The organism is Paenibacillus sp. J22R67, from assembly GCF_059692175.1.
In genome coordinates this window covers 135646-149551 of record NZ_JCAUAX010000001.1, presented here as the reverse complement: position 1 = coordinate 149551, position 13906 = coordinate 135646, and the positions used below count along the sequence as shown (strand labels likewise).

The 13906-nt window shown below is 44.5% G+C and carries 17 protein-coding genes; 13 read left to right on the top strand and 4 right to left on the bottom strand.

Features of this window, described 5'->3' with window-relative positions; translation table 11 throughout:
- Nucleotides 1-8: 8 nt before the first annotated feature.
- The 3 genes from AC58VC_RS00745 (at nucleotide 9) to msrB (ending at nucleotide 2539) form a co-directional block, all read left to right on the top strand.
- Complete coding sequence (locus tag AC58VC_RS00745; RefSeq protein ID WP_497366982.1) at nucleotides 9-383, top strand: GIY-YIG nuclease family protein; 375 nt, start codon at nucleotides 9-11, stop codon at nucleotides 381-383.
- A 125-nt stretch (nucleotides 384-508) separates the two neighbouring features.
- The gene (locus AC58VC_RS00740) at nucleotides 509-1441 is read left to right on the top strand and encodes a manganese-dependent inorganic pyrophosphatase (protein ID WP_497366981.1); all 933 of its coding nucleotides are present in this window, start codon (nucleotides 509-511) and stop codon (nucleotides 1439-1441) included.
- 114 nt (nucleotides 1442-1555) lie between these two features.
- Nucleotides 1556-2539, top strand: a complete 984-nt coding sequence (gene msrB, locus AC58VC_RS00735) for a peptide-methionine (R)-S-oxide reductase MsrB (protein WP_497366980.1) — start codon at nucleotides 1556-1558, stop codon at nucleotides 2537-2539.
- Nucleotides 2540-2609: 70 nt separating this feature from the next.
- Here msrB and AC58VC_RS00730 read toward each other — a convergent pair whose 3' ends face one another.
- Nucleotides 2610-3500 (bottom strand): cation diffusion facilitator family transporter, encoded by an 891-nt coding sequence (locus AC58VC_RS00730; protein WP_497366979.1) that lies wholly within the window; start codon nucleotides 3498-3500, stop codon nucleotides 2610-2612.
- Nucleotides 3501-3745: 245 nt separating this feature from the next.
- Between AC58VC_RS00730 and AC58VC_RS00725 the strand changes: the two genes are divergently transcribed.
- The 3 genes from AC58VC_RS00725 (at nucleotide 3746) to AC58VC_RS00715 (ending at nucleotide 5957) form a co-directional block, all read left to right on the top strand.
- Entirely contained in the window at nucleotides 3746-4393 is a 648-nt protein-coding gene (locus AC58VC_RS00725) for a serine/threonine protein kinase (protein WP_497366978.1), read from the top strand.
- A 49-nt stretch (nucleotides 4394-4442) separates the two neighbouring features.
- Entirely contained in the window at nucleotides 4443-4706 is a 264-nt protein-coding gene (locus AC58VC_RS00720; RefSeq protein WP_497366977.1) for an HPr family phosphocarrier protein, read from the top strand.
- Between the two features lie 216 nt (nucleotides 4707-4922).
- A complete protein-coding gene (locus tag AC58VC_RS00715) occupies nucleotides 4923-5957 on the top strand; it encodes a Gfo/Idh/MocA family protein (protein ID WP_497366976.1) in 1035 nt (344 codons plus the stop codon).
- Nucleotides 5958-6004: 47 nt separating this feature from the next.
- Here the strand turns inward: AC58VC_RS00715 and AC58VC_RS00710 are convergent, their stop codons facing one another.
- Both AC58VC_RS00710 and AC58VC_RS00705 read right to left on the bottom strand, forming a co-directional pair.
- The gene (locus AC58VC_RS00710; protein WP_497366975.1) at nucleotides 6005-6901 is read right to left on the bottom strand and encodes a YitT family protein; all 897 of its coding nucleotides are present in this window, start codon (nucleotides 6899-6901) and stop codon (nucleotides 6005-6007) included.
- Nucleotides 6902-6942: 41 nt separating this feature from the next.
- A complete protein-coding gene (locus tag AC58VC_RS00705) occupies nucleotides 6943-7305 on the bottom strand; it encodes a hypothetical protein (RefSeq protein WP_497366974.1) in 363 nt (120 codons plus the stop codon).
- 327 nt (nucleotides 7306-7632) lie between these two features.
- Between AC58VC_RS00705 and AC58VC_RS00700 the strand changes: the two genes are divergently transcribed.
- The 4 genes from AC58VC_RS00700 to AC58VC_RS00685 all read left to right on the top strand — a co-directional run bounded on the left by AC58VC_RS00700 (nucleotide 7633) and on the right by AC58VC_RS00685 (nucleotide 11727).
- Nucleotides 7633-9555 (top strand): DUF2334 domain-containing protein, encoded by a 1923-nt coding sequence (locus tag AC58VC_RS00700; RefSeq protein ID WP_497366973.1) that lies wholly within the window; start codon nucleotides 7633-7635, stop codon nucleotides 9553-9555.
- A 38-nt stretch (nucleotides 9556-9593) separates the two neighbouring features.
- On the top strand, nucleotides 9594-10028 hold the full coding sequence (locus AC58VC_RS00695; RefSeq protein WP_497366972.1) for an NUDIX hydrolase: 435 nt from the start codon (nucleotides 9594-9596) through the stop codon (nucleotides 10026-10028).
- Between the two features lie 335 nt (nucleotides 10029-10363).
- Nucleotides 10364-11431 (top strand): YheC/YheD family endospore coat-associated protein, encoded by a 1068-nt coding sequence (locus AC58VC_RS00690; RefSeq protein ID WP_497366971.1) that lies wholly within the window; start codon nucleotides 10364-10366, stop codon nucleotides 11429-11431.
- Nucleotides 11432-11511: 80 nt separating this feature from the next.
- The gene (locus tag AC58VC_RS00685; RefSeq protein WP_497366970.1) at nucleotides 11512-11727 is read left to right on the top strand and encodes a hypothetical protein; all 216 of its coding nucleotides are present in this window, start codon (nucleotides 11512-11514) and stop codon (nucleotides 11725-11727) included.
- 24 nt (nucleotides 11728-11751) lie between these two features.
- Here the strand turns inward: AC58VC_RS00685 and AC58VC_RS00680 are convergent, their stop codons facing one another.
- A complete protein-coding gene (locus AC58VC_RS00680; protein WP_497366969.1) occupies nucleotides 11752-12051 on the bottom strand; it encodes a hypothetical protein in 300 nt (99 codons plus the stop codon).
- A 107-nt stretch (nucleotides 12052-12158) separates the two neighbouring features.
- Between AC58VC_RS00680 and AC58VC_RS00675 the strand changes: the two genes are divergently transcribed.
- The 3 genes from AC58VC_RS00675 to hisA all read left to right on the top strand — a co-directional run bounded on the left by AC58VC_RS00675 (nucleotide 12159) and on the right by hisA (nucleotide 13853).
- Nucleotides 12159-12467: a hypothetical protein gene (locus tag AC58VC_RS00675; protein ID WP_161411805.1), complete on the top strand. Its 309-nt coding sequence runs from the start codon at nucleotides 12159-12161 to the stop codon at nucleotides 12465-12467.
- Nucleotides 12468-12474: 7 nt separating this feature from the next.
- Entirely contained in the window at nucleotides 12475-12945 is a 471-nt protein-coding gene (locus tag AC58VC_RS00670; protein ID WP_497366968.1) for a hypothetical protein, read from the top strand.
- A 149-nt stretch (nucleotides 12946-13094) separates the two neighbouring features.
- The gene (gene hisA, locus AC58VC_RS00665; RefSeq protein WP_497366967.1) at nucleotides 13095-13853 is read left to right on the top strand and encodes a phosphoribosylformimino-5-aminoimidazole carboxamide ribotide isomerase; all 759 of its coding nucleotides are present in this window, start codon (nucleotides 13095-13097) and stop codon (nucleotides 13851-13853) included.
- Nucleotides 13854-13906 lie beyond the last annotated feature (53 nt).

Genomic DNA, 13906 nt, shown 5'->3' with positions numbered 1-13906 from the left:
ATGAGAACATGACAAAAAGAGAATCAAATCAACGGAGACAAGAACTGCAACAAATGTACAAAGAGACAAAAAAGGAATCAGGTGTATTCCAAATCCGCAATACGGTGAATGATAAACGATGGATTTCGAGCACGAAAAATTTGCGTTCCTTGAATGGCAAGCGAATGGAGCTTGACATGGGTAAACACATGAATAGTGCTCTGCAATTGGAATTGAACGAATTTGGGAGCAGCGTATTTGAAGTAGAGGTATTGGAAGTGCTTGAAGTAAAGGAAACAGGGTACTTCGACGAGGACGACGCCTTGAGGAAGCTGGAAGACAAATGGTTGGAGCAGCTGCAGCCGTATGATGATCGCGGCTATAACAAACGAAAGCCTGTATAAGCCGGTAATTTCACCATTCATTATTAAGGTTTTGGTTTAGTAATGGATTTACTGAGATTTTTTAGTATAATCGTAGGTAGAGATTGAAAGCTCTTCCTACACTTTTACTAATAAGGAGTCGTATCATGTCAAAAACACTTATTTTCGGACATAAAAATCCGGACACTGATTCAATCACTTCAGCAATTTCTTATGCAGCACTGAAAACGAAGCTTGGCCAAGAGGTTGAAGCCGTTCGTCTAGGCAGCGTGAATGGTGAAACACAATTTGCATTAGATACATTTAAGGTCGCGGCGCCTCGTCAAGTTGAAACGGTTGCGAATGAAGCGGCGAATGTGATCTTGGTTGACCACGTTGAACGTCAGCAAAGCGCTACGGATATTGATCAAGTGCGTGTAGTGGAAGTTATCGACCATCATCGTATTGCAAATTTTGAAACTAGCCACCCGCTATACTACCGTGCGGAGCCAGTTGGCTGCACAGCAACAATTTTGAATAAATTGTACAAAGAAAACGGTGTTTCCATCGATAAGGACATCGCTGGTTTGATGCTTTCTGCTATCATTTCAGATTCCTTGTTGTTCAAATCCCCAACTTGCACAGAGCAAGACGTTGCCGCAGCTCGTGAACTTGCAGCCATTGCAGGCGTAGACGCTGAAGTATATGGTCTTGACATGCTGAAAGCCGGCGCGGATCTGAGCGACAAAACAGTTGCACAATTGATCTCCCTGGACGCAAAAGAGTTCCAAATGGGCAGCTACAAAGTTGAAATCGCACAAGTGAATGCAGTGGACGTGAATGATGTGCTTGCGAAGCAAGCTGAAATCGAAGCTGCTCTGAACACAATCATTGGCGAGAAAAACCTTGATTTGTTCCTATTCGTTGTTACAGACATTCTCAACAATGATTCCGTTGGTCTTGCACTTGGACGCAAAGCTGAAGCAGTTGAAAAAGCGTACAATGTAACACTTGCAGATAACAAAGCAATTCTTAAAGGTGTAGTTTCCCGTAAATCGCAAATCGTTCCAGTTCTTACGGACATTTTCAACAATCTGTAAGCTCGAAATGGCATAACGAAGGCATCGTTCACGCAAGTGGACGGTGTCTTTTTGGTTATCGCGCAAACTTTTGGTATGATAGAAGTGATTTCAATGAAAGAGGTGGAGAAAGAGATGGAAACTAACGTTCAACAAAGCAAGTATGACAAGGCAACATTTGCCGGGGGATGCTTCTGGTGCATGGTTACGCCGTTCGACCAGCTGCCAGGGATTGTGTCCGTCGTATCTGGTTATATAGGTGGACATACAAGTAATCCGACGTATGAAGAGGTATGCTCGGAAACAACTGGGCACGCTGAAGCCGTCCAAATTACATTTGATCCTGAACTTTTTTCGTACAATAAATTATTGGATACCTATTGGCGCCAAATCGACCCTACAGATGCTGGCGGTCAGTTCCATGACCGCGGCTCATCTTACCGTACAGCGATTTTCGCACATACGGATCAGCAGAAGGTGGAAGCAGAAGCCTCCAAGCAAGCGTTGCAGGACAGCGGCCGTTTTAACGCTCCAATCGCAACGGAAATCGTGCGTATTGATGCGGATGCTTTCTACCCTGGAGAGGACTATCACCAGGATTATCATCATAAAAATCCGCTGCGCTACAAAGCATATCGCAAGGGCTCCGGGCGTGATGCGTTTATCCAAAAACATTGGAACACAGCTAAAGATAAAGAGGAACGTAAGACAAAACTTACTCCGCTGCAGTTTGAAGTTACGCAAAATAATGCAACAGAACGCCCTTTTGAGAATGAATTCTGGGACTCCCATGAAAGAGGATTGTACGTAGACATCGTTTCAGGCGAACCGTTGTTCACATCCATTGATAAATTCGATTCTGGCTGCGGTTGGCCTAGCTTCACGAAGCCGGTATTCGAAGGCACCGTGAAAGAGAAAACGGACACCAGCCACTTCATGGTCCGGACAGAAGTTCGCAGTCAAGAAGCGGATTCACATTTGGGTCACGTGTTTAATGATGGTCCGGGACCAACTAAACTCAGATACTGCATCAATTCGGCGGCGCTTCGTTTCGTTCCGCTAGCTGATATGGAAAAAGAAGGATATGGCGCCTATCTTCGTTTCTTTGAAGGCAACTAAACTACGATATATGTGAAAAGACGCTAGTCAGGTTAAGTGCCTGATTAGCGTCTTTTCGCTGTTCAATCCTTTAATCTTCATACCAGGGATTCAAGTGGATGAGAACTTCATCTACATCCGCGTGCTGATCCATGATCGACTTTTTGATCACACGGGTAATGTCGTGCCCTTCTTGAACGGTTAGTTCACCAGGTATGGATATTCTAGCGTCTACAAGAATGTAGTGACCATGTTCGCGAGCACGAATACGGTCTATTCGTTTTACTTGGGGCACCGCCTCGATAAGTAAGATGTACTGGTGAAGTTTCTCTTGATCAACCGTTTTCTCCATCAAAATATCGAAGGATTCTTTGCCCATTTCCACGGCTAATCTTAGAACAAGCAAGGATACGATAATTCCCGCCGCGGCATCGCCAAAGGATAACCACCCAATGTCATAGGCTCCCCCGACAAAAGCCAAGCCAATACCTACAACTGCGGCAAGCGACGCATAGACATCCGCTAAGTGATCTTTCGCAGTCGCGATCAGCCCCTTGCTGTTCGTGCTAACACCAATTCGCATCGTGTATTTATATAGCACATATTTCCAAACGGTTGAAATAATAGATGCAGTAAAAGCGACCCAGCTCGGGGATTGAGGCTCATGAAATAAGGCAACAGTAGAATGATAGCCAATATAAAGAGCAGCAATAAGTAAGACAAAAGCGACAAATCCGGAACCAAGCACCTCGGCTTTGCCATGTCCATAAGGGTGGTCCTCATCGGCTGGAAGTTTGGATATACGCATGGCGCTAAGCGCTGCGATTGTGGCGATAATATCCCCGGCATTATGGAGCCCATCGGCAAGTAAAACTTCACTTTGGAACCATAACCCGATAATAATCTTCATGATGGTGAGAAAAATGTTGCTGATTAGCGATAACCAAATCGCGAACACGGATGATTTGTTGTCTCCAGTCATTAATGATGACCTCCTGCAGAAGTGTTTCCCGAAGGAAAAAAAATCCCTTGACCTAAGGTGCAGCTTAGGACAAGGGATTTATTGATTTATATAGGAATCTAGTAAATATTAATAGGCGCATAATCAACACTTCACTTTACACAAATATCTTTGTATAATACCACACATAGCAGAAATTAACAAACCACGAATCAGATGCTCTTGGAGAGGCATTTATTAGTGGGGGAAGGAAGTCTAAAGAAATAATGTTAAAGCCTTGGTTGCTCGAAATCGAACATCAATTATTACCACAATTAGAGATATACAGTAAACAACCCTACGAACCGATTGTCGTTCATTATATTCCGAAACCGTGGAAATTGCTTGGTTCAGGTAACTATGCTGCGGTACTTATGCACCCCAATTATTCGGATCTTGTTGTTAAAGTGTATGCGCCAGGCAGGCCAGGAATCGAGGAAGAAACAGAAGTCTATCGACGACTAGGCAAGCATCCTGCTTATTCCGAATGTTTACATGCCGGGGAAAATTACTTAGTTCTGCGCCGATTAACTGGCGTTACGCTATATAAATGTTTGCAGCGCGGGCTTCCTATCCCGAGGCAGGTGATTCAGGATATAGATGAAGCATTAGCATATGCGGTAAATAGAGGACTAAATCCACACGATGTTCATGGGAAAAATGTGATGATGAAAGATGGCCGAGGATTAGTCGTGGACGTTTCGGATTTCATGAAACAGGAATATTGTCCAATGTGGGATGATTTGAAGAACGCTTATGACCGATTTTATTATCCGTGGGTTCGTAAAATGCCTATTCCTAATTTCGCTTTAAATGTTGTGCGGAGAAGCTATCGGAAATGGAAGAAATTCCGCCGAACTCGTGGTACAATCTAAGTGGAAGAGATGAGATTTCCTAAATTTTAAACATAAGGAAGGCGCGTCTATGAGAGTACATGAATTCGAGCTTGGTGCTGATTTGCAGCGAAGTGATCTAACGGCGATTTCGGCTAAATCTTCTCATTTTATGTCTGACATTACCATTGATTTTGAGTATGATCATTCCAAGCACTGTGTCGATGTGAAAAGTTTACTAGGTATGTTATTGGTACCGATCAGAGCGGGAACTATGCTGCGCTTACTGACCAAGGGTAAGGACGAGGAAGAAGCGATGCACTTCATGTTCGATTTGTTTGAATCCTATCGGTAAAATAAGAATAAATGATCATAAAGACGTCCATTTTGACACTCCCGAATGTTTTGGTATTCGATGGTGCAGAAGGGACGTCTTTTTTCAGAACTGGATGTAAGCGGTTAAGTTAGGACAAGATGTGGCGATTATCCGTCAAGATTGGATAGAGCATGTGCCAGACAAAAGGGATAAAATAGGTTTATATAGACGCAATAGAGGAGCGTGACTACTTAAATGAGTAAGCATCAAATTGTGATCGTTGGTTGCGGAGGCATGGCAAAAGTCTGGGTTGACTACGTGTTAAAACGAGAAGATTGCTCGATTGTGGCACTCGTTGATATCAAGAAGGAATTCGCTCAGGCGATGGCGGATAGGCATGATCTTACATGCGGAATTTACACAGATCTGGAGCAAGCCATTGGGGAGACAGGCGCGAATCTGGTGCTGGACATCACCATACCGGCCAGCCATTTCCAGGTGGCGACGACGGCGCTTCGCCAAGGCTGCAACGTCTTCGGCGAGAAGCCGATGGCTGCCACCATGGCAGAAGCACGCGAGCTCGTGCGGCAGGTGGAGCAGGCGGGAGCATCGCTCTCCGTCATGCAAAACCGGCGCTATGACGCAAACATCCGCGCCCTGTGCGAGCTCATTCACGCGGGCACGATCGGCCGCGTGGGGTATGTGGGGGCCGATTTCTTCCTCGGCCCGCACTTCGGGGGCTTTCGCGATGCGATGGAAAGCCCGCTGATCCTGGACATGGCGATCCATACATTCGATCAGGCTCGCTTTATTACAGGGGCAGACCCGGTGTCGGTGTACTGCCAGGAATTTAACCCTCCCGGCTCCTGGTACGCCGGGAATGCTTCTGCGATCTGCATCTATGAGATGTCAGACGGCACGGTGTTTTGTTACCGCGGCTCCTGGTGCGCGGAAGGGGCGCCGACCTCCTGGGAGGCGTCATGGCGCGTGACGGGCGAGACCGGCAGTGCCATCTGGGACGGTGCTGGCGCACCGTACGCTGAGATTGTAGCCGGCGGCGACCAAACCGGCAAGTTCCTCCGCGAGCATACGCGTATAGACGCGGAAGTGAGCTGGCAGGGTCGCAGCGGGCACGCTGGCTGCTTGGACGAGATGTTCGCGGCGCTGGAGCAGGGACGTCCTGCGGAGACGGATTGCCGCGACAACATCAAGAGCATGGCGATGGTACTTGGCGCCATTGACAGCGCGAAGAGCGGCCAGAAGGTCGATCTGAGAAGCTACTGGAGATGAATAAAAGGGTTGAACAGGCAAGCTCCTGTTCAACCCTTTTATTGTGTTTAGTGAATGTCTTTCTTTTTGAAGCGGCCGCCTTTGACATCGTGAATGTTTCCGATGGCGAGAAAGGCTTTGGGATCCAGCTCATCGACGATGGATTTTAATTTGGCCTCTTCCAGCCGGGTAATGACACTGAAGATGACTTTCTTGTCATCTCCCGTGAACGCGCCTTCGCCTTTGAGATAAGTGACACCACGGCCTAAACGGGAGGTGATGGAATCACCGATTTTATTGAACTCATCGCTGATAATCCAAACGGATTTGGATTGATCCAATCCTTCGATGGTGATATCAATCATTTTGAATGCAATGTAATACGCAATCAGCGAGTACATGGCATGATCCCAGCCGAACACAAAACCTGCGCTGCCGAGAATGAAGAAGTTGAAAAACATCACGATTTCGCCAACAGAAAACGGTGATTTTTTGCTAAACAAGATCGCGACAATTTCAGTCCCATCCAGTGAACCGCCAGAACGGATAACGAGTCCGACACCGATACCCAGTATAATACCGCCGAAAACTGCGGCTAACAGAGGATCAATCGTGAATGCTTGAACGGGATGGAGCAGGGTCGTTCCGATAGACATTAAGATAACGGAAAATAGCGTAGATAGGGCAAAGGTTTTACCAATCTGCTTATAGCCGATCAATAGAAATGGCAGGTTTAACAACACCAGAAAAATGCCTAACGGGAAGTGGGTTAAATGCGACAAAATGATTGAAATACCCACAATACCGCCATCAATGATGTTATTCGGGACTAGAAAGATTTCTAAAGCGACAGATACTAGGGCTGATCCAATGATCATAAACATGACTCTGCGTAAAAATTTGAGACGGGTCAACTTTTGATGCTGGGAGCTTATTTGCACCGCTCCATTTGTAAGGTTAGACATTATAGGTTCCTCTTTTCCATCATTCATTTCTAACGTAGCGTTTATGAAATAGGAAGAATGAGGCCCGTATAACCCGAGGTGAATTTAAGGAATGACAGAAGAATGCTTTTTAATCTAAGCCAAATTTTCTTGACTAGATAAACAATGAATATGACAAAAATGGTAATTTCATATTGCGTAAAAATATCATACGGCCATAGGAGCTTATCGAAGCGTGTATAGATCGTTTTTTTTGTAGGAACATGCTCCTGAATCGAAAGAACTTGCGTGGTATTGGCGAGAACAAGTATTTCTGTATCTGATGAAAAATGATGGGAAATTGGTGGAGTCAAAGGGAAAATAAATAAACCGAGAATGATCCAGACCAATATTTTCCACTGATGTTGCCGCGTAAATCGATGCAAGAGTCATCCCCTCCTTGTGCAGCGTACAACCAAATTTGTTTGAATTGTAGCACTTCATCTTATCTGAGTCAAACCGCCAGGCGGTTGATTTATTATTTTCAATTCATGCAGGGGGTGATAAAATGGGTTAAGAAAACAAAAACCGACAAAGTAAAACAGCAGGGCGATTGACTTACATTATTTGTAAGCGCATACAGATTATTTGAGATTGAAAATTCGTCATTTTTTTTGAAGGAATTGAAGCAGGGCACAACCAATTCATATAAAAAGAAGAGCACATCCGTAGCCAACAGCATCAGAGGTTCAGCATCTGTGGGGGGAATTTGTTTGATTAAAGGGTTACTGCACAAAAATACTTGGTTGCGGTATGGGATTGCTGGCTTAGTGTCTTGTGGCCTATTTCTAGGGTTATATCACATGATGACGGTCGAAGGGGCCGATAACAATCCGCGGTTCATGATGTTCCGATTGGAAGACATTGGACCAGGCGGTTACTATAGCTCTCTTGAGGGACTCGGCAAGTTAAGGGCGGTCCTGGGTTATTTGGACGAGAAACACGTGCAGTTCGCCATGGCTGTCGTTCCGCGTTGGATAAATATGACAGAAGACGGTGCTCGATACGATAAATCCATCGATCAGTTGGATGATACTTATATCCAAGCGTTTAATAAGGTTATCAAAGAGGCTGCTGAACATCGAGGAACCATCGGCATGCACGGTTATACGCATCAAGCGGGAGAAGTGCACCGCGATGATGGCCAGCATGCTTCCGGAGTTGGCAATGAGTTTAATGTCAGCGATTTGCCGGAGACGAAGACCACAGCGTTTGCAGAGAGTCGGGTCAAAGAAGGTTGGGGGCGATTCCGTAAAGCTGGCATCACGCCTCATTTCTGGGAAGCACCGCATTACCATACAGCTCCCGAGCAGGATAAGGTGTTCCGTTCCTATTTTGGACTCCTGTATCAACCAGATGTTACAATCGATCCCAACCCGCCAGTGGCGAGATATGAAAATATCGTTAATAAAGGTTACGGAAGTACATCGCTTGGCAGCGTATATGTACCAACGACGCTTTCCTATATTCCAATGGGCAAAGATGAGAAGTTTATACTGAATCAATTAGGGGTAGCAGAACGCATTTATTCTTTCTTTTATCATCCTTTTTTGGAATTCAGCTATTTGGAGCCTGAGCTTGATGAGTTTGGCATTCCTGTCGTCCGCGACGGAATTCCAGCTTACCAATATACGGGTGAGAATAAAAGTGTACTTCAAAAATTGATCTCACAAATTCAGCTGAAGGGATATCCATTCTATTCGATTCATGATTATGTCCCTTTTACACCGGCGGAACGAGTAAAGGTTGGCAACACGAAAACAGCGTTAGTTGAGATTGGGAACGTCAGCGGCAGCGGACAGATGGACATTGTGACATGGGATAAGAAATCGGCTGCAATGTCAGTCATCCAAGGGCAATACACAGAGCTGCGCAATGACCGTCAGCCTGCTTCGCACGCTTGGGCGTCGATTCCGTATACCGATGGTTCGGCATTTACGTTAAACAGCAGAATCGATGCGAAGAAAAAAGGACTTTGGATCGTGCGTCCAAACGGCAAGCTTGAAGCTTACGCATCAACGGGAGATTCATTCAAGCGCAGCCAAGTCTGGCCGATTCCAGCTAATCGCTGGTACGATTTATATGAACTAAGGCAGCCTAATGGCGACTGTATTCTAGCTGGTCAATCGCAGGATCGAAGTAAGCTTCTCGGCGTATACCTGCACGGAAACGAAGTTAAAATCATTAAACCTTATACGTTCAGATCAAGTGCATCTCGTGATTTAATCGTGCGGAATTTACTTAACCAAAATCAGCAGAAACTGATGTTGTTTAAAGAAAATACATCGCAAGGCGTGGAATTTGAACTGGATCAGACGAGTATGCAGTGGAAACTGGACAAAGTAGAGCTCGATATTCCAGACGAGTTAGGCAGCATTCGATTCGGTGATTTTAATGGCGACGGGAGAGAAGATATTCTCCGCTGGGACTCCGGAAATTTAACCAATCGTGTGTATCAACAAACAGAGGATCATACGTATAAGCTGCTGTCTATTTTTGGACCATGGGGAAAAATGAACGGACGGTTATCTGTCGCTGATTTCGATGGAAACGGGAAAGCGGATATTGCGATGTATGGGAATGAAGATGGATTCTTAGATGTAGCTTTATCGTTTCAGAGCGATCATGTAAAATAAAATAGGTTCATTCGGAATGAAAAATTTGGAGGATCACCATGCGAACACCTATTTTATATGGATCGGTACACATTTTATTTTATCGAAATGATGAGGTTTTATTGTTAAAACGGCAAAATACCGGATTTCAAGACGGCAATTGGAGCGTAGTTGCCGGCAGGATGGATGGCAACGAAGAGGTCGTTGCTGCGGCGATCCGAGAAGCCAAAGAAGAAGCTGGGGTGGAGATTGAGCCCGAACAGCTGGAAATCATCGGAATGATGCATCGCAAAAATACGACTTCCGAATGGGTGGATTTCTTTTTGAAAGCACATGCTTGGAAAGGCGAGATCACAAATATGGAACCAGAGAAATGCGAGCAATTGAAATGGTTTCCTATAACCGAGCTTCCGAGCCAGATGGTTAGTTATATTCGGGTTGCCATTGAGCATAAACAAGATGGTCTTTGGTTCGAGAGTATAGGTTGGAAATGAAATCGATGGCGAAACTTGAGGAATTAGCAGGATAATTTCCATCTAATGTCCCGAGAGCAGCAGAAATGAACAAATTAACAGCACTATTTCCCGTTAAATTTGGGTGATGGGTGATGGTGACGGTGATGGGCCACTGACGGTAACCCCCGGATATCTCGATAACAAAAAAGCTTAGCCGGATCCCCAAGATGGATCTAACTAAGCTTTTTTGCTGTGACAAGCTACGATTACTTTTCGCAGCTTCCGTGTTGTGCTGCCTTAATGCCGTTCTTTCGGACCAGAAGGAAAGCAAATGCATACAGTGTTATTGATGATTTTTTGGTGGAGGTGTTCATATGCGCAATGTAGTGGGCATTCTTTTGGATCGAAAAACGTACTTAGGTATTCAGAGCAAACAGACCGGGTATGAACAAATTGAGCTGTATAATCAAGCGGCTGAGAAACTTGGTATAACGCTTTTTTATATTTGCCTGCAGGAAACAAGCGGGAAATCAGCCCTTGGTCTATGTTATGAGGACAAAAGGTACCGTCTTCTCCGTCTTCCATTCCCCAAAGTCATCCATAACCGGGCCTTATCGCTCTCGCCCCACATGCTTAAGAAATTGAAACATCTTGCTGCTTCAAGTCGGGTCTTCAATCGTCAAAATCGGTATGATAAGCTGCTTATTCATAAACTGTTACATACGAAGGAGTCGCTACGGGCGCACCTCCCAGCGACTTTAGCGTATTCTCGCGCGCATGTACTTGAGGCTATGGAACGATTCACAGATTTCTTCGTCAAACCAACCAACAGTTCATTAGGCAAAGGGATTATGAAGCTTTCGAAGTTAGAATATGACACTTGGGAATTGTTTTGGAGCAATAAAGAGCCCAGGGAGTTGAGCCGGGAACAAACGCTGGCTTTTATACAAACGAAGGTTGGAAAGCAATCCTATCTCATTCAACAAGCCATTTTATTAGCAACGCATCAAGGCAGGCCCTATGATTTAAGAGTGTCTGTGCAGCGCGGAGCAAAGGGCAAGTGGCAGGTAAGTGGGATTGCAGGAAAGGTTGCCGCCAAGGGCAGGCAGGTCACCAATCTGGGCAAAGGTGGAGAAGCTTGGGCATGTGAACTCTTATTTCAACGCAGCGGGTTTCAGCCTGAGCGGATGAAAGAAGCTGTTGAGCAGGTATCCCTAAGATTAGCTGAAACATTGGGCAACCGATTACCGCATATGGCGGATATAGGATTGGATATAGGGGTCGACTTGATGGGGCACATCTGGTTTATCGAAGCAAATGGGAGGGACCAGAGATACGAGTTCAAGCAACTGAAAATGGATGATACGTTCTATCAGACGTATGAGACACCGCTTTTGTATGCCAAATACCTATTAAATAAACGGGGATCATCTCCCTTCTAGAAATGGAGAATTCATCTAGTACACTAGCAGTATAATGTGAATAAACTATTAATATAGCGCTGTAAAGGTGGAGTTTGATAGTGAAAAATAGGGTGTTAGTCATTAAAATGAATTTATTGCCCTGGTACAACGAGCTAGATGATGATTTGGAAATCAACCATCCGGCATTCCCTGGGCCTGTAAAAACGAAAATTTTATTGTTCGGTGACTTTTCTATTGTAGCTATTAATCGGTTTGAGACAAGGTTAAGACAGATAAGCCAACAATCAGATGAAAAAAACCTCCAAAAACCGTGATATGACGATTTTGGAGGTTTCTTTTTATAAGTGAAATCTGGCGATTTGTTCCCATTGCTGTTCAAGCTCTAATATTTTCTTTTGGATGGGACCAAACAGGTCGTAATGCGGATAAGAGGGACTATGGTGAATGTATCGCGGATTGAGACCATGTGACACACACCAGTTGGTTAATCGTTCCAAATCTGAGCAGCCAACCTTCGTTACGGTCGTTACGCCGGCAAATCGATCATCAAGCCAATAGTGGGTTAAAAAGGCGATTTCACCGCGGCTGACGGCGTCTTTCCAGCGATAAAGCTCATCTCTTTTTATGCCAAATGCCATGTTGAACTCCGTCCTACTGTTTATTTTCAATGTTAAGGCTTAGAATATATAAAAGTGTGTTATAATTATACAATACATCAATGGTTCATGGAAAAGGGGCACAAAAATTGAAAGTTCATCTGAATTTTACGAACAAAGGTAAGCTGGTAATCGAGAATTTTAACAACGAGGAATTAATCGAAATTTTTAGTCGATATATGAATACATTGACGAAGAAATATGCCGTAGATGTTAACGTTCCGGAAGAGGCCAATCAAAACATTGTCCAGGACGGTTCATTTAAGGTTGTTCTTAGCAATGTACAATGTGATGTTGACACGTTTTTCAAAGAACTTGGTCGAGATATCAAAGTTCCTTTGAAAAAAAGATCTGAAGGCAAATTGGAGAACGTATTTAAAATTCAAGTGATGGAGTAATTGACGGATGCTCAGTTTAGAAGAAAAGTTAGCGATTGTAGAATCATTTCCCGAGTTACATCGCAAGGATGTTTCTCTGGGACGCATTAATTTTCATTATGAAGAAAGCAGCTATGATAAGAAGATTGTTGTATACCACTTGCACCCGAACGGCAACGGATTTGTTTACGCGGAGTATGTGAAGGGGTATGCAACCGACAGCAAAGGGTTAATTAATATTCGCGATTTTAGCGCGGAAGAGCTTCGTGACATTATTCAGAAGTCCATCCTGTCCTTGACGAATGCAGCGATAAAAGCGCAACCCAAGACGGAATTGTCAGCGGAAGAGCTGTGGACGGATGAAGATGGTCATGCTCTTGCCGTAACTTTTGTAGAAGATCTTTGGTATGTCTATGCCGGTAGTAACCTGGACTGCGCGTTTGAAACATACGAAGAAGTTGAAGAATACATGGCAGAAGAAGGATTTATTAAGCAATAAGATAAGTACATATAAGAGACAGGCCATCCCGGACATAAGGGAAGGTCTTTTCTATTTGGAGATATGACCTAGGTTCTTCACTAATAGAATGTGCTATAATAAATGGAAAATCGAGTTAGCTACAATTGCGGATAGTGGGGGTAAAGACATTGGAATTTCGGCCATGCATCGATCTACATAGCGGGAAAGTGAAACAAATTGTTGGTGAAACGTTAGGCACAGAGGGAAAAGCTATTATTGAAAATTTTGTATCTTCATATGACTCCAAGTATTATGCCGCAATGTTCAAAAAAGATCAATTAGTAGGCGGACATGTTATTATGCTCGGGGATGGGAACCAGGATGAAGCCGTTAGCGCGCTTCAGGAATATCCGGGCGGCTTACAAATCGGTGGCGGAATTCACTCAGAGAATGCCAAGTATTATCTGGACCGCGGCGCATCCCACGTCATTGTGACGTCCTACATTTTCCGGGATGGACAACTCAATCAAGAAAATTTGGATAAAATAGTAGCTGAGGTTGGGAAGAAACGATTAGTCATTGATTTAAGCTGCAAAGAGAAGGACGGCAAGTGGTTCGTTGCGACCAACCAGTGGAAACAATTAAGTGATTTTGAGCTGAATGAAGATAATATTCGGTTTCTGGAGCAATACTGTGATGAGTTTCTTATTCATGCCGTTGATGTAGAAGGCAAGCAAAGCGGTATTCAGCAAAGTCTCGTAAGCACGCTCGCGGAATGGGTTACGATCCCCACAACATATGCCGGTGGAGCCAGATCTTTCGAGGACATTGAGTTATTTAAACAATTATCTGCTGGAAAGCTGGATATTACGATTGGCAGCGCGCTGGATATATTCGGTGGCAACCTTTCGTATGATGAAGTTGTCGCCTACATGAAAGAGCAATGAAGTTGAGAAGAAAAGTAGCGAACTCTCCGTAAGAGAGCGTCAGCTACTTTTTT

Excerpts from the sequence above, each read along its gene's own strand:
- AC58VC_RS00745 (WP_497366982.1), top strand. The coding sequence starts at position 9 with ATGACAAAAAGAGAATCAAATCAACGGAGACAAGAACTGCAACAAATG.
- AC58VC_RS00740 (WP_497366981.1), top strand. The coding sequence starts at position 509 with ATGTCAAAAACACTTATTTTCGGACATAAAAATCCGGACACTGATTCA.
- msrB (WP_497366980.1), top strand. The coding sequence starts at position 1,556 with ATGGAAACTAACGTTCAACAAAGCAAGTATGACAAGGCAACATTTGCC.
- AC58VC_RS00730 (WP_497366979.1), bottom strand. The coding sequence starts at position 3,500 with ATGACTGGAGACAACAAATCATCCGTGTTCGCGATTTGGTTATCGCTA.
- AC58VC_RS00725 (WP_497366978.1), top strand. The coding sequence starts at position 3,746 with ATGTTAAAGCCTTGGTTGCTCGAAATCGAACATCAATTATTACCACAA.
- AC58VC_RS00720 (WP_497366977.1), top strand. The coding sequence starts at position 4,443 with ATGAGAGTACATGAATTCGAGCTTGGTGCTGATTTGCAGCGAAGTGAT.
- AC58VC_RS00715 (WP_497366976.1), top strand. The coding sequence starts at position 4,923 with ATGAGTAAGCATCAAATTGTGATCGTTGGTTGCGGAGGCATGGCAAAA.
- AC58VC_RS00710 (WP_497366975.1), bottom strand. The coding sequence starts at position 6,901 with ATGTCTAACCTTACAAATGGAGCGGTGCAAATAAGCTCCCAGCATCAA.
- AC58VC_RS00695 (WP_497366972.1), top strand. The coding sequence starts at position 9,594 with ATGCGAACACCTATTTTATATGGATCGGTACACATTTTATTTTATCGA.
- AC58VC_RS00690 (WP_497366971.1), top strand. The coding sequence starts at position 10,364 with ATGCGCAATGTAGTGGGCATTCTTTTGGATCGAAAAACGTACTTAGGT.
- AC58VC_RS00680 (WP_497366969.1), bottom strand. The coding sequence starts at position 12,051 with ATGGCATTTGGCATAAAAAGAGATGAGCTTTATCGCTGGAAAGACGCC.
- AC58VC_RS00670 (WP_497366968.1), top strand. The coding sequence starts at position 12,475 with ATGCTCAGTTTAGAAGAAAAGTTAGCGATTGTAGAATCATTTCCCGAG.